The 14,340-nt window shown below is 70.5% G+C and carries 11 protein-coding genes; 6 read left to right on the top strand and 5 right to left on the bottom strand.

Annotation, left to right across the window (positions count from 1 at the left end; translation table 11 throughout):
* Nucleotides 1–37: 37 nt before the first annotated feature.
* Entirely contained in the window at nucleotides 38–1,150 is a 1,113-nt protein-coding gene (locus FRAAL_RS34425) for a cytochrome P450 (RefSeq protein WP_197537273.1), read from the bottom strand.
* A gap of 1,036 nt (nucleotides 1,151–2,186) precedes the next feature.
* On the opposite strand from FRAAL_RS34425, the gene FRAAL_RS01385 reads away from it, so the two are divergent.
* The 3 genes from FRAAL_RS01385 to FRAAL_RS01395 all read left to right on the top strand — a co-directional run bounded on the left by FRAAL_RS01385 (nucleotide 2,187) and on the right by FRAAL_RS01395 (nucleotide 5,764).
* Nucleotides 2,187–3,008 (top strand): TetR/AcrR family transcriptional regulator, encoded by an 822-nt coding sequence (locus tag FRAAL_RS01385; RefSeq protein ID WP_011601570.1) that lies wholly within the window; start codon nucleotides 2,187–2,189, stop codon nucleotides 3,006–3,008.
* Between the two features lie 313 nt (nucleotides 3,009–3,321).
* Entirely contained in the window at nucleotides 3,322–4,806 is a 1,485-nt protein-coding gene (locus FRAAL_RS01390; protein WP_011601571.1) for an aldehyde dehydrogenase family protein, read from the top strand.
* Between the two features lie 91 nt (nucleotides 4,807–4,897).
* Nucleotides 4,898–5,764 (top strand): mycofactocin-coupled SDR family oxidoreductase, encoded by an 867-nt coding sequence (locus FRAAL_RS01395; RefSeq protein ID WP_011601572.1) that lies wholly within the window; start codon nucleotides 4,898–4,900, stop codon nucleotides 5,762–5,764.
* Between the two features lie 98 nt (nucleotides 5,765–5,862).
* Here FRAAL_RS01395 and FRAAL_RS01400 read toward each other — a convergent pair whose 3' ends face one another.
* On the bottom strand, nucleotides 5,863–7,404 hold the full coding sequence (locus FRAAL_RS01400) for an HNH endonuclease signature motif containing protein (protein ID WP_041940050.1): 1,542 nt from the start codon (nucleotides 7,402–7,404) through the stop codon (nucleotides 5,863–5,865).
* A gap of 749 nt (nucleotides 7,405–8,153) precedes the next feature.
* On the opposite strand from FRAAL_RS01400, the gene FRAAL_RS01405 reads away from it, so the two are divergent.
* Nucleotides 8,154–9,662, top strand: a complete 1,509-nt coding sequence (locus FRAAL_RS01405; RefSeq protein ID WP_050996969.1) for an alpha/beta hydrolase domain-containing protein — start codon at nucleotides 8,154–8,156, stop codon at nucleotides 9,660–9,662.
* A 261-nt stretch (nucleotides 9,663–9,923) separates the two neighbouring features.
* Here the strand turns inward: FRAAL_RS01405 and FRAAL_RS01410 are convergent, their stop codons facing one another.
* Nucleotides 9,924–11,522, bottom strand: a complete 1,599-nt coding sequence (locus FRAAL_RS01410; protein WP_041938660.1) for a carboxylesterase/lipase family protein — start codon at nucleotides 11,520–11,522, stop codon at nucleotides 9,924–9,926.
* A gap of 370 nt (nucleotides 11,523–11,892) precedes the next feature.
* On the opposite strand from FRAAL_RS01410, the gene FRAAL_RS01415 reads away from it, so the two are divergent.
* Both FRAAL_RS01415 and FRAAL_RS01420 read left to right on the top strand, forming a co-directional pair.
* Nucleotides 11,893–12,681 (top strand): SDR family NAD(P)-dependent oxidoreductase, encoded by a 789-nt coding sequence (locus tag FRAAL_RS01415; RefSeq protein ID WP_011601577.1) that lies wholly within the window; start codon nucleotides 11,893–11,895, stop codon nucleotides 12,679–12,681.
* Nucleotides 12,682–12,743: 62 nt separating this feature from the next.
* Nucleotides 12,744–13,574, top strand: coding sequence for an SDR family NAD(P)-dependent oxidoreductase (locus FRAAL_RS01420; RefSeq protein WP_011601578.1), 831 nt, complete (start codon nucleotides 12,744–12,746; stop codon nucleotides 13,572–13,574).
* A gap of 5 nt (nucleotides 13,575–13,579) precedes the next feature.
* Here the strand turns inward: FRAAL_RS01420 and FRAAL_RS01425 are convergent, their stop codons facing one another.
* A complete protein-coding gene (locus FRAAL_RS01425) occupies nucleotides 13,580–13,849 on the bottom strand; it encodes a hypothetical protein (protein ID WP_011601579.1) in 270 nt (89 codons plus the stop codon).
* Nucleotides 13,846–14,178 carry an ArsR/SmtB family transcription factor gene (locus tag FRAAL_RS01430; protein ID WP_157734481.1) on the bottom strand — a complete coding sequence of 111 codons (333 nt, stop codon included), beginning with the start codon at nucleotides 14,176–14,178 and terminating at the stop codon, nucleotides 13,846–13,848. Before FRAAL_RS01430 ends, FRAAL_RS01425 begins: the two co-directional genes overlap by 4 nt.
* Nucleotides 14,179–14,340 lie beyond the last annotated feature (162 nt).

Raw genomic sequence — 14,340 nt, forward strand, 5'->3', positions numbered from 1 at the left:
GACACCTTCATCGGAACCCCTCTCAGCTCGACAGTCATCATGCAGTGCGCGATGCGCAGGCGGGCGGACCAACGCCTTCGCGCGGCCCGGGAGTGAGGCGAACCGGGAGATGCTTGACCGTGTAGACGTCGCCCGCGTCCGCAAGGCGCTCGACGGGAGGCGCGACATGCCCGTCCGGCAGCCGACGCAACAGTGCGGTAATCATTACGCGGAACATGGCCCGCGCGAAGTTCGAACCCAGGCAGCGGTGGACAACCGGCGCGAAGGCCAGGTGTCGATTCGTGCCGCAATCAAGATCGATGTCGTGCGGGCATGCGAAGGTGCTGGGATCGCGGTTGGCCGCCGCGAACATCAGCATGACCCGGTCGCCCTTCTTGAGCTGGCGGCCGTGGAACTGCGCGTCCCGGGTGACGACTCGGGTGAGGCCCTGCACCGGAGTGTCGCGGCGCAGGAACTCCTCCGTCGCGATCTCCAGGACGGCCGGGTCCTCGAGGAGCCGGCGGCGCAGTGCGGGATCGGCGTCGATGCGCAGGAAGGCATTGCCGGTGCGGCCTGCCGTGGTGTCCATGCCACCGAGCAGGAGCGGCATGACGATGCCGGAAAGCTCCTCGTCGGAGAGCCTCTCCCCGTCGATCTCCGCCTCCGTGAGATCGCTGAGCACGCCCTGGCCCCGGCGCCGCCGGCGTTGGGCGATCTTCTGGGCGATCTCCTGGGCGATCGTGCCGTAGATGTTGGCCGCGGACTGGGCGGACCGCTCCGGGGCATAGGCACGGCCAGGGATGAGGGAGTGCAGCCACTCGATCCACTCCGGCCAGCGCCTCTCGTCGAAGTCGAGGAGCTGCAGCGTCCACCGCGGGCCGGCGGCGGGGTGAAGAGCTGCTCGGCAAGGTCGCCCTCGCCGCCCTCGCCGCCCTCGCCGTCCTCGCCGTCCTCGCCGTCCTCGACGACAGCGTCGATCAACTCGGTGGCCGTGCGCCGCAGGGCCGGCTCCCGTCCTTCCGCCTCCTTGGGCAAGAGGTACGGAAGCAGTAACTTCCGGTACTTCTGCAGCATGGGCGGGTCGCTGTCGATCGGGATGAAAGACGTCTCGATCGGCAGCGCCGGAATGGCCTTGCTCATGTGGTTGCTGAAGAGACTTGGGCCTCGTCAGGCGTCGAACACGGCCTCATACGAGGTGACGAGCCAGTAGCCGCCCCAGGTCGAGGACCTGGCCACCGGGCAGCGGTTCCGAAGATCCGCCATAACCTCGTAATTGTGTTCCCGGAATCCTGCGCTGTGCTGGTCCAGGTCAGTGTCGCCAAATCCTCCTCCGTCTACGGCTGTCACAATTCGTCCTCTTATGTGGAGAGCAAGGTATGTCGGCCCGACCGGGCCGATCCACCGCATCTTCGGCGCTGTTTCCTCGTGCCAGCGATCGGATTCATCGGGAACGCCTGCCGGCCTGTTCTGTCGGCCTGCTGCGGGGAGTGGTCAAGCGTGATGGGAGCGGTGGGAATGACGACAGATTCGCCGGCGTTCCGGATGGCTGCCGCCGCAGTCGCCGGGCGCCGTCCGATCCTGCGGTGCGCGGTGCCATCGACTTCTCCGTAGTATTCCTAGACGAGAACGTTGTGTCCAGCCGCGCCACACTCGACCCGGCTCGGGAAACGGCTGCCGGGTTTTCCGGGGGGATGGAGATCTCGGCGAAACATCTCTGGTCGCCGCGCCGCGCCGTGCCGCGCGAGATGACGGCGAGGTGCGGCGATCATGTTCACGGAACGGATGCGCAGACGGCCGCCACCAGACCACCGTCGGGAGCGGACCGGCTGGCGGACCGGCCCGGGGTCGTCGGGCCTCGGCTGCGGGCGTCTGTCCTCGACGTGACCGGACAGCGCCCCAGGGATCATGGTGGACGACGTCAGGGCGGGTGCTCGGTGGGTGTGCTCTGTCGTCATGCGCCTCTGTCGTCATGCGCCTCCGTCGTCATGCGCCTCTGTCGTCATGCGGCGACAGGTCAGACGCCGGGGGTCTTCAACGTCCTACTGGGCTCGGGCACGCCGGCGACCCCGCGTGCCGCGCCCGCATCCGCGCGGCAGCCCGACGACTCGGTGGTGGCTGCGCTCGGCAACGCGTAACTGTGGTCTGCGACACGCCGGTAGGCTAGATTTATTGAGTCGATAAAGTTCATAAAGTTCTATTCGATCACCATGGAGGGGATTGAGTATCTGATCGAATGCAATGAGTCAAATGCAATGAGTGATGCAGGAGAGCCTGGTGGGCATCGGTGGCTCCTCGACGGCCCGTGGGGGCTGGAGCCATGCAGTGAGCTGGAGGCACGACGTCAGACTGAGGTAACGCGGTCAGACTGGAGGCACGCAGTGGGGAACAGGTTCGAGACGCCCGCGAAGATCCTCGACGCGGCGTTGGGGTGCATCGCGGCCCGCGGCCCGGCCAAGATGTCCCTGCGCGACGTTTCCGCGGCTGCGGAGGTCTCTCGTGGCACGCTCTACCGGTACTTCAAGACCAAGGGTGAGCTACTCACTGCCATCAGCGACCACGTCCGGCGGGGGGTCAGCGCCGCGCTCGACGAAGCGGTCGCCGGGCAGCCAGCCGACTCCGGGCGCCTGCGCGCGACCGTCGACGCCATCATGCACTACGGAGACGACCATCCCGAGGTTTCCCGGGTCATCGAAGCCGAGCCCGCCTTCGCTCTGCAGTTCATCCGCGACATCTTCCCGAGCTTCGTGGCCCAGATGACGGAACTCCTCGCGCCCGTGCTCGACGATCTCGGCATCGTCCAGGAAGGCACGGTGAGACGGGAGGTCCTGGCGGAGCTTCTGCTGCGAGCCACGAGCTCGCTGTACCTGATCCCGTCCCCCAACCCCGACGAGCTGACCGACGCGGTCGTGACTCTGTGGGCTTCTGTCGCCGCACCCGCGAAGGTCGGCGATCCCGGCCCGGAAGGCGAAGCCCGACCTGACTCGGAGGTTTCCCTCCAGGGAAGGTCTCGGCGGCTTGGAGAGGGGTGATGTCACCAGACGGATGCCCGGTGGGTCCGTACAGCAGACGACGTCGCCCTGACCGGAGGCGGCACCTGTTCGAATAGTCATCCCGCCGGCCCCGCAATGACCAAAGCGGGATTGCGGTTCGGCCTGCCCGAAATATCCTCCGGGGGCCGATCGATCGCTCCTGCGCGCGATGGACTTTCGTACAAAGAGGCCGATCGTCCTCGTGCGCGCATCCGGGCTTAGGCGTAGACATCGTGTCAGATGCGCTGTAACTTTCCTCGACGCACCCGCCCCGTCAGGACGGGTCTTCGATAGCGAGGGAGTCTGATCGGCGATGACGACGGCGTCTGAGGCGGTGTCCTTACAGGGCGAGCCGCGGCTTCTGATCGACGGGAAACTCGGCGAGTCGGCGACGGGCAGCCGCTACGACAACATCAACCCTGCCACCGAGGAGATCCTCGGTCAGACGACGGACGCCACGGCGGCGGACATGGACCGGGCCATCGCGGCGGCGCGCCGCGCGTTCGACGAGTCGTCGTGGTCGACGGACCGGGAACTGCGCAAGCGGTGCCTGGCCCAGTTGCAGGCCGCGCTCGACGACGAGAAGGAGGCGCTGCGCGCGGAGCTCATCGCCGAGGCGGGCGCCCCGATCGCGGTGACGCACTTCGCGCAGCTTGACTGGCCGCTGGCGGACGGCCTGCGCGGGCCGCTGGAGCTGATCGACACCTTCCCGTGGGAGCGCACGCTGCCCGACACGAACCTGTTCGGGCCCAGCCACCGCGCGGTCTGGAAGGAGCCGGTGGGGGTCGTCGCGGCGATCGTGCCGTGGAACTACCCGTTCGAGGTGACGATCAACAAGCTGGGGCCGATCCTGGCGACCGGCAACACCGTCGTCCTCAAGCCGGCGCCGGACACGCCCTGGAACGCCACCCGGATCGGCCGGATCGTCGCCGAGCGGACGGACATCCCGGCGGGCGTCGTGAACGTGGTCCCGACCTCGGACAACGCGGTGGCCGAGCTGCTCGTCACCGACCCCCGGGTGGACATGGTGTCGTTCACCGGGTCGACCGGAATCGGCCGGCGCATCGTCGAACTGTCCGCTGGGACGATGAAGCGGACGCTGCTGGAGCTCGGCGGCAAGTCCGCGATGATCGTGCTCGACGACGCCGACCTCGCCTCGGTCCTGCCCGGAGCCGGCCTCGGGGCGTGCCTGCACGCCGGGCAGGGCTGCGCGATGACGACGCGGATCCTGCTGCCCCGCTCCGTCTACGACCAGGGCCTCGAGATCCTCACCGAGGTGTTCCGCCACCTTCCCTACGGCGACCCGAACGACCCGGCGAACCTCTCCGGCCCGCAGATCAACGCCCGCCAGCGCGACCGGGTGCTGGACTACATCGAGATCGGCAAGGCCGAGGGCGCGCGGGTCGTCGCCGGCGGCGGTCGCCCGGCGCACCTGCCAACCGGCTACTACGTCGAGCCGACGCTGCTCGCGGACGTGGACAACGGCATGCGGGTGGCCCGCGAGGAGATCTTCGGCCCGGTGGCGGCCGTGATCCCCTTCGACGACGAGGCGGACGCCGTGCGGATCGCCAACGACAGCCCGTACGGCCTGTCCGGCGGCGTGTTCTCCGCCTCGCTCGACCGCGGCCTGTCCGTCGCCCGCCGGATCCGCACGGGGAGCATCAACGTCAACGGGGGCAACTTCTACGGCTCGAACGGCCCCTACGGCGGCTACAAGCTGTCGGGCAACGGCCGCCAGGGCGGCATCGAGGGCTTCGAGCAGCACCTGGAGAGCAAGTCCGTCGGCTTCGCCGGCTGAGCTGCCCACATCCGGGCCGCCGTCTTTCCGGGCCGCCGTCTTTCCGGGCGGCCCACCACCTGGTCGCACGCACGAGCAGAGGAGCAGGACAATGTCAGGTCGCCTCGAGGGCAAGGTCGCCTTCATCACGGGCGCGGCGCGCGGGCAGGGCCGCAGCCACGCGGTTCGCCTGGCGCAGGAGGGCGCCGACATCATCGCCATCGACATCGTCGAGCAGATCGAGTCGAACCCCTACCCGCTGTCCACCCCGGAGGACCTCGCCGAGACCGTCACCCTGGTCGAGAAGCTCGGCCGGCGCATCATCGCCACCAAGGCCGACGTCCGCGAGCGCGACCAGCTCCGCGAGGCCGTCAACAAGGGCGTCGCCGAGCTCGGCCGCCTCGACATCGTCGTCGCGAACGCCGGCATCCTGCCGATGGCGATGGGCGACCCTCAGGCGACCGACTTCATCGACGCCGTCGACGTCGACCTCATCGGCGTGATGAACGCCGTCGCGGTCAGCGTCCCGCACCTGCCGGATCGCAGCTCCATCATCGTCACCGGCTCGACCGCGGCCATGATGCCCAACACCACCGACAACCCCGCGATGGGACCGGGCAGCGCCGGCTACGGCTGGGCGAAGAAGATCCTCATCGGCTATGTCGAGGAGATGGCGCTCCACCTGGCCCCGAAGTTCATCCGGGTCAACGCCATCCACCCGACCAACGTCAACACCCACCTGCTCCACAACGACGGGCTGTACGCGCAGTTCCGGCCGGACCTGGAGAACCCGACCCGGGAAGACGTCGAGCCCGCGTTCGTCACGTTCCAGGCGATGCCGATCCCCTACGTCGAGCCGGTCGACATCTCCAACCTGGTGCTGTTCCTCGCCTCCGACGAGTCCCGGTACATCACCGGCCAGCAGATCCGGGTCGACGCCGGCTCCCTGCTCAAGTTCCCGAACGGCCCCACGGGCTGATCTCCGCCGAACCCTGTGGACGGCAGTGCTCGGGGCGCGTCGGGGCGCTCGCCGAGCACCGCCTCCCACGAGGTTCCGACAGCCGGATCCGGGGCCGCTCACCGGTCTGCCGGGCGGCTGAGGAGGGCTTCGAGGGGCCGGGTGTAGGGGTTTCGGCGGGGTGTCTGGGTGGGGTCGACCCAGACGGGCGGGAGGAACTCCGGTCGGCGGTCCGCGCCAAGCCGGACGGTCCAGCCGTGGTGGTGGAGGAAACGGTGGTGCCAACCGCAGACGAGCACGAGGTTGTCCAGGCAGGTGGTTCCGTCGTCGGTCCAGTGCCGGATGTGGTGCGCCTGGCACCAGCTCGGCGGCCTGCTGCAACCGGGAAACGCGCAGCAACGGTCGCGAGCGACCAGGGCGCGGCGCAGGTCGGCCGGGACGGTGCGCTGCGTCCGGCCGACGTCGAGGGGAACGCTGTCCGCATTGAGCACGATGCGGCTGACTTCGGCATCGCAGGACAGCCGGCGTAGCACGGAGCGTGGTAGCGGCTGGCCCCAGCTCGTGGCCGCGGCAGGCCCGCCCCGGCCGACCAGCGTCGCCCAGGGGACGGTGACGGTCAGGTGGGGGCGCACACCGCCGGAGACGGGTACCGATGAGGCGTCGAGGGCGCGGTGCAGAAGCTCGACGAGAGCGTCGCCTCGGCGGCGGGCGGGGCTGCGGGGATCGGGGGTGCCGTCGACGGCGGGGCTGGGGGCGGCGAGGCTGTCGAGGGCGGTGCGCAGAAGAGCGGCGCCCTCGGCGTCAAGTTCGCCGGTGATCCGGGTCATCCCGTCGGCCAGGTCGGTGATCGACAGGTGGCGGCGCGACGTCGGATCGTCGCCGTCAGCACCACCGCCCGCGTTGCCCCCGCCGGCGTCGCCACCGCCGGGATTGTGATCACCTCCGTCGTCGTCGTCGCTGCTGCCGCCCTCGTCGCTGTTGCTGTCGTCGGCGGGGTCGGGGCTGTCGCCACCGGGGCTGGTGTCGACGTCGGTGAGCCGCTCGCGGATGTGGCGGCCGAGGAGGGCGAGATCGGCGGGATCGAAGGTGTCCGCGCAGCGGAGCAGGAGTGCTTCGGCTTCACGCCGCCTGGTGAGGTCCGCCCCGCGGGGGAGGGCGCGCAGCGCCGCGTGGATCGCGAAGGCCTGGTCGATGCTGATGGTGCCGGCGGTCAGGGCGGTGCCGGTGGCGGTGAGATCGCCGTCGACTGCCAGGGCGAGACCGAGCAGCCGCTGGGCCTCGCCGGGGCGGATCCGCAGCCGGGCGCGGAGTAACGCGGCCGTGCTGGTGGCACCCTCGCGTTGGGCGCTGCCGCGGCCGTGCAGCTCATTGATCAACCCCAGACGCAGCGCGGCGAGCCGGGCCAGCAACGCCGAGCAGTCCAGCACCGCGCTGTCCAGGTCGCCATCGGACAGGGACCAGCCGGGCATGTCCACCGCCTGTCCGACCAGCTCGTCGAGCTCGGACAGCGCTGTAAGCAGCCGTGGACAACCCCTCGGGTCGAGGCCGAAGGTGGGAGCCGGGCCGGCGTCGGATTCAGGATCGGAAGTGGCAGTGAGTCCGGGGGCGGGGACTGGGGTGGGAGCGGTGTCGCGGCCGGGGCTGGGGCCGTGCGTGTTCATGAGTCGACGGTAGATCCGCAGCCGCCAGATGTCGAACGTATGTTCGTCTCCGTGAGCGATGTGGGGCAGCGGCCTGCCGCAGGCCGCCAGCTCGGCCACATCCTCAAGGCTGCGACTGCCGGCGAGGAGGAAGGTGGAGGGTGAGGCCGTGCCCAGCACATTCGTCGCGCCGGGTACGGCCGCTGCGACTGTCGGCGAAGAACGAGGCCGGACGTCAGGAGCCGGGCCGGGCGGCGAGGGGCGGCCGGATGTCGCGGGGCCGAGGTGACGGTTGAGGGCGGGGCTCGGCTGGTGGTGGGGTGACGGTTGAGGGCGGGGGCGCATCCGGTGGCGAAGCGATCGGTCCGTGGTCGGTGGGGTCCGCGCAATCGTCGGTAATGTGGGCATGAATTTCCGACACTCGGCGGATAACCGTCGGAGTGGCGAGGGTGAAGGTGCACGGCCTACAGGGCCCGACCAAAAGGAACGTCCTTGTCAAGACGAGTGTTACCCCATGGTGGGGTGACGTCCACGGTCGATCTCCCGTAGCGTCGGGTTCACAGCATCGTGAATGAGTGATTCCAGGAAAGCCCCGAAAGGTGTTCCGGTGGAATGCCTGACCTTTACGGTGGCGTTCCGGCGGCGGCCCCGGTCGTGTGCACGGTCGGGGCCACGTGAGGCGATCGCTCGCGAAGCCACCGATGCTGACATGTGCCGCGGCTCGGTGAGGCAGGTCGGGTCGGGGCGTACCTCCCACAAAGGACGTGACCATGACAGTGATGGCCAGGTGGCGGACCCGCCGCCGACGGATCGCGACGACAACGGTGGCCGCGCTGCTGACCGTGACCGCCGCCGGGGTGGCCCAGCTCGCGACCGACTCGGCCGCCCAGGCCGCCACCCCCTCGGCAGCCAGCCCCACCGTGACCGGGCCCGTCACCGGCGGTAAGGGCGTCCCCGTGGTGGGAGCCACCGCCTTCGACTTAGGCAAGGTCGGGTACCGGCAGTCCGAGTACTTCCTCGCCGGCTCCGCGACCGCCTACCAGGCGTCGGGCACGCTGGGGTCGGACGGCAAGTGGACCGTGACCCCGGCCGCCACGGCGCCTTACACGACCCGGATCGTGGTCAACCGCCCGGCCGACGCGAAGAAGTTCAACGGCACCGTCGTCGTGGAATGGCTCAACGTCTCCGCCGGCTACGACGGAGCCCCGGACTGGACCGCCGCGCACAACCAGCTCATCCGGGACGGCTACGCCTGGGTCGGGGTGTCCGCGCAGGCGGTCGGGCTCAACGCCACCAAGAACGCCGACCCGGACCGCTACCAGGCGCTGTCCCACCCCGGTGACAGCTACTCGTACGACATCTTCTCCCAGACCGGTCAGGCAGTGCGGAAGTCGGCCGCAACGGTCCTCGGAGGGCTGAAGCCGAAGAAGGTGCTCGGCGACGGTGAGTCGCAGTCGGCCTTCCGGCTGACGACCTACGTCAACGCCATCCACCCGCTCGTCAACGTCTACGACGGGTACCTGCTGCACAGCCGCGCCGGCACCGCGAGCGCGCTGTCCCAGGCCCCGGAGCGTCCCGACATCGCCGCGCCGGCCGTCGTCCGGATCCGACCCGATCTCGCCGTCCCGGTCCTGACCTTCCAGACGGAGACGGACCTGCCGACCGGCCTGCTCGGCTACGTCGACGCCCGCCAGGACGACACCAACCGGTTCCGCCTGTGGGAGGTTGCGGGGACCGCCCACGCCGACGCCTACACCATCGGCATCGGGGCTACGGACGTCGGCGACGGGCAGGGCAGCGTCGCGGCGTTCAACGCGCTGCGTAACCCGCCGACCGGGGCCGCTGGCTTCTCCTGCGCCAAGCCGATCAACGCTGGCGAGCAGCAGTACGTCCTGCAGACCGCGTTCTCGCAGCTCAACCGGTGGGTTACTACCGGGCAGGCGCCGTCGAAGGCACCGCGGCTGCAGATCGCGAACAACGCCTACGTCCTCGACGCCAACGGTAATGTGAAGGGCGGCATCCGCACCCCCGCGGTCGACGCCCCGGTGGCGAAGCTGTCCGGGCTCGGCCAGGACACCGGTTCCTCTCCCTTCTGCGCCCTGTTCGGCACCACCGTCCCGTTCACCCCGGCGCAGCTCCACGCCCTCTACCCGTCCCACGACGCCTTCGTCGCCGCCTGGATGAAGGCCGCGACCAGCGCCGTGAACGCCGGCTTCATCCTGCCGGCCGACGCGAAGCCGCTCGTGGCGGCGGCGGCGTCATCCACCGTGCCGGAATGACAGATGGTCCCAGTGCCAGGTGTTCCCGGTGACGTCGTCGCGCTGACGGGCGCCGGCCGCACCTGAGCGCCGCCGACAGCCGACCGCCCATCCCCAGCGCCAGCGGGGATGGGCGGTTCGGCCATCCGTGCCCGGCAGCCGAACGGGGCTCTCGTGTCATCCGCCTCGACCACGTCGTCCACGTCCGGCCGTAGCGGGCAGGTCCGGCCGTAGCGGGCAGGTCCGGCCGTAGCGGGGCGCCTGCGCCGGCGCCCGGCAGATCTATCCCGCGGACACCCGGGCGTGGAGCTCGCGAATCGCCCGGCGGGGATCGTCGTCCACCCGGGACTCGGCATCGAAGATCATGGTGGCGCGCCGGTCGAGGGTGTACGCGGGCCAGGTGGGGAGCCCGGGGTGGTCCGGAACGCCCTCCTGGGCGAATCGCACGAACGCCTCGCTGATCGCCCGGGCCACCTGGGCGTTCTCGGGCCGCTCACCGGCCATCGGGGTGAGCGGGTAGTTGTCGAACGCGAACGGGATCTCGCCGCCGTGGGTGGCCCCGAGAATTCCACCGAGGGCGGGTGTGGCGAAATCAAAACGGTAGACGTACACGGGGGCGGCGTCGGCGGCTATTTTCCGCTGGGCCCAGTCGATTCCGCCCCACCACATCACCCGGTCGGTCACGAAGGCGCACGCCAGTTCGCTCGGCGTCGCGTCCGGCCGCTCCGCGCGATAGGCGCGCACGAACTCCGGCCCGGCGGCGCCGAACATGCCGCCGGCCAGCGCCGCCAGGCCGGCGTCGTCGAGGGAGCCGAACCACGGCATTCCCAGCATGATCATCCTCATGTCGTCCCGGGTCGACCCGACGAGGACGGGGACGTCGGCGCCCAGCGGCGAGGCCTGCGGATCCATCGGGTGGGCGGGCAGGACCCGGCCGTCGACGACCGCCTGGAAGGGCATGAACTGCTCGCCGCCGGCCGCCCCGGCGAGCCCGGAGGCGATCGGCACCCCGATCGCCTCCGCCTCCTCGATCAGCAGCTCGGCCGGCACGTCGTGCAGCTTCGCGACGTCGGCCGGGGCGATCCCGAGTCGGCCGAGCAGCTCCTCGGCGTTCGCGGTCGCCACGTCCGCCGGGCAGGAGCGGATCAGCGGGCCGCTCATGACCGCCGCCCGGTGGAACAGGCCCTTCGCCGCCGGCATGCCCAGCAGGATGGAGGTCTTCGACGCGCCGCCCGAGTCGCCGAACACCAGCACCCGGTTGGGGTCGCCGCCGAATCCGGCGATGTTGTCGCGCACCCACCGCAGGGCGAGCACGATGTCGAGCATGCCGGCGTTGCCCGCGTCGCGGTAGCGGTCCCCGGCCAGTTCGCCGAGGTGCAGGAAGCCGAGCGGCCCCAGCCGGTGGTTGATCGTGACGACCACGGCGTCGCCCCGGGCGGCCAGGGCGGTGCCGTCGTAGAGCGGCCAGGAGCCCGAGCCCGTGCTGAAGGCGCCGCCGTGCAGCCAGACCAGCACGGCGCGGGCGCGTTGCTGGTCGACGCCGCCGGTCCAGACGTTGAGCACCAGGCAGTCCTCGTCCTGGGCCGGCTCGTCCCCGGCCAGGCCGTGCAGGAACGCCAGGAACGGCGCCATCCGCGCGGCCGCGGCGGGATCGTCCGCGCCGCCGCCGCCCGCCTCTGCCGGGTGTGCCTGCGGCGCGGTCGGACCGTAGGCTAAGGCGTCGCGAACTCCCGTCCACGGCTCGGGCGGCCGGGCCGGCTGGAATCGGTTCGCGCCGGCGACGGATCCGCCGTACGGAATTCCCTTGAAAACGTGCACGCCCGATGGTTTCGTCGTACCGCGAATCCGGCCGCTCGACGTTTCGATGACGATATCCGGCATGATCGGTCCTTTCTCGCGTTGGCCCGTTCCCGGGCGCGAGTGAGGTGGCTCGATGCATCGGAAATTAGGCGCCGACCGAAGGCGTGTCAACACTGTTCACCGGGTCCGGTTGCGACCGGTTGACGTGGCTGAGCCCACTCTGAAACGCTGCCCGGTACCCGCACACGGGCCCGGGTGCCGGGCCGAGCTGCCGTGGGCGTCGGGCAGGGCCGGGCCGGCTGGCCGGGCCCGGGGGCAACAGAGGACGGAGCTGTCTGATGGGCGCGAGCGAGCTGTCCGGGAACGTCGATTCCGCACCGTTAGCCCGCTGCGCGGCGACGGCGGCCCGACGGTGACGGCCGAGCCGGCCGCAGCATCCGGGCCGTCCACGGTGGCCTCTGGGCTGGGTCAGGCCGGGCGGCTCGCCGGGCGGGTCGCCGTCGTCACCGGTGCGGGTCAGGGCCTGGGCCGGGCGATCGCCGCGGCGCTGGCCGACGAGGGCGCCGCGGTGGCCCTGCTCGGCCGCACCGAGTCGAAGGTGGTCGACGCCGCCGAGGAGCTGGCGGGCAAGGGCGCCCGGGTGCTGGCGCTGCGCTGCGACGTGGCCGAGCGGGCCGACGCGCAGGCCGCGGTCGCGGCGACGCTGGCCGCGTTCGGCGGGGTCGACATCCTCGTCAACAACGCCCAGGGCGGGAACAACACCGTGCGCATCCCCACGGTCGACGCCACCGACGCGGAGCTTCTCGAGTCCTTCGAGACCGGCCCGCTGGGCAGCGTCCACATGATGCAGGCCTGCTTCGAGGCGTTGCGGGACTCCGGCCACGGAGCGGTCGTCAACTTCGGGTCCGGGATCGGGGTGCGCGGCGCGCCCGGCCTGCTCGGGTACGCGATGGCGAAGGAGGCCATCGGCGGCCTGACGAAGGTCACCGCCATCGAGTGGGGCCGCTACGGGATCCGGGTGAACCAGGTCTGTCCGGCCGCGTGGTCGCCGGCGGCCGAGGAGTACATGAAGCAGAGCCCCGAGCGCTGGGAGCTGCAGCGCCGCCAGACTCCGCTGCGCCGGCTCGGCGACCCCTACGCCGACATCGGCCGGGCGATCGTCTCCCTGGTCAGCGACGACATGCAGTACCTGACCGGGGCGACGCTCATGCTCGACGGCGGCCAGATCCTGCTGCGCTGAACCCGCCGCGTTTCTCCAGCTTCCAGCCAACGGCGGATCGGGCGGATCGGAAGGAGACGGCGATGCCGGACAACCTGGTGGGCAAGACGGCGATCGTCACCGGCGGCAGCAGCGGCATCGGGCTGGCCAGCGCCGAGGCGTTCGTCGCCGAGGGCGCGCACGTGGTCATCGGCGACATCCAGGACGAGCGCGGCCGGGCCGCCGCTGAGCGGCTCGGCGACGCCGCGCTCTACGTCCACACGGACGTCTCCGACGACGACCAGGTCGCCAATCTGGTGGATACCGCGGTGCGGCACTTCGGCGGGCTGGACATCATGTTCAACAACGCCAGCGGTGCCGGCGACCAGGCCGGGCTCGTCGATCTCGGGCCGGACGGGCTCGACCGGTCGCTGCGCCTCATCGTCGGCTCGGCCGTCTCCGGGCACCGCCACGCCGCCCGGGTGTTCATCGAGCAGGGCCGCGGCGGCTCGATCATCACCACGAGCAGCGGTTCGGGGCTGCGCGGAGGCCTGGGCCAGCCGAGCTACACGATCGGCAAGCACGCCGTCATCGGCGTGGTGCGCCATGCCGCGGCCGAGCTCGGCCGGCACGGCATCCGCTCCAACGCGATCTGCCCCGGCATCACCATGACGCCGGTGCTGGGCATGGGCATCGCCCGGGACCGCCGGCCGGCCTTCATGGAGCACCTCGCCGAGGCGCTGCGCGACGAGCAGCCGGCCGGCCGGGTCGGGCAGCCCGAGGACATCGCCGCGGCCGTGGTGTTCCTGGCCAGCGACCTGTCCCGGTTCGTCAACGGGGTGATCCTGCCGGTCGACGGCGGTGCCGACGCGGTGAGCCTGGGCCGCTACTCCGAGATCACCGCCGCCGTCCGGGCGGACTTCGGCGGCCGCTGACCGCCCTACTCGACCTCCTTGAGGATGCCCTCGACGGACCGCAGCCGGCTCTGCATCTCGGCGAGGCGACCTCCCAGCTCGGCGAGCTGGCGTTCGGTGCCCTCCTGGAACAGGACGGCCCGGTCCGCGATCGTCCGGTACTCCTTCTCCCGGGCGAGCGAGGCCTTCGCCCGCCAGGTCGCGGCGAACTGCCAGATCGACACGAGGACCACGGAGGTGACCAGGGTGAAGACCCCGATGACGCCGATGATCTCCTGCCAGTCGTACGGACTCATGCCGTTGCTCCCTTCTCCTGTGGGCTGAGGGTGCGGGCCGCCTGCGCGATGGTCCGCGGGGTCAGCTGGATCACGAACGCGGTGATCTCGTAGAACTTCATCGCCTTGCCGTCCTCCGAGAGTTCAAGGCGGGCGGTCACGAGGCCGGCGGCCTCGAGCTTGCGCAGATGGACCTGCAGCAGGGCCCGGCTGATGTCCAGGTCCCGGGCCAGCCGGCTCACGTAGTTGCGCTCGTCGGCCAGCGCCGCGAGGACCCGCAGCCGGTGCGGGTTGGCGAGCGTGGCCATGATCTGCACCAGCTCGTCCCCGGAGGGATCGGATCTCGTCACTTGCGGACCCATCTCCGTCACGTGCAGATCACTCTCACTGCCGATCACTGTCACTGCCGATCACTGTCACTGCCGATCACTGTCACTGCCGATCACTGTCACTGCCGATCACTGTCACTGCCGATCACTGTCGCACGCGTATCTCTGGCACGTGCAAAGAAA

The organism is Frankia alni ACN14a, assembly GCF_000058485.1.
Classification (GTDB): Bacteria; Actinomycetota; Actinomycetes; order Frankiales; family Frankiaceae; genus Frankia; species Frankia alni.

Coding starts and splice junctions, on each gene's coding strand:
- FRAAL_RS01385 (WP_011601570.1), top strand. CDS start 2,187: ATGGAGGGGATTGAGTATCTGATCGAATGCAATGAGTCAAATGCAATG.
- FRAAL_RS01390 (WP_011601571.1), top strand. CDS start 3,322: ATGACGACGGCGTCTGAGGCGGTGTCCTTACAGGGCGAGCCGCGGCTT.
- FRAAL_RS01395 (WP_011601572.1), top strand. CDS start 4,898: ATGTCAGGTCGCCTCGAGGGCAAGGTCGCCTTCATCACGGGCGCGGCG.
- FRAAL_RS01400 (WP_041940050.1), bottom strand. CDS start 7,404: ATGAACACGCACGGCCCCAGCCCCGGCCGCGACACCGCTCCCACCCCA.
- FRAAL_RS01405 (WP_050996969.1), top strand. CDS start 8,154: ATGACAGTGATGGCCAGGTGGCGGACCCGCCGCCGACGGATCGCGACG.
- FRAAL_RS01410 (WP_041938660.1), bottom strand. CDS start 11,522: ATGCCGGATATCGTCATCGAAACGTCGAGCGGCCGGATTCGCGGTACG.
- FRAAL_RS01420 (WP_011601578.1), top strand. CDS start 12,744: ATGCCGGACAACCTGGTGGGCAAGACGGCGATCGTCACCGGCGGCAGC.
- FRAAL_RS01425 (WP_011601579.1), bottom strand. CDS start 13,849: ATGAGTCCGTACGACTGGCAGGAGATCATCGGCGTCATCGGGGTCTTC.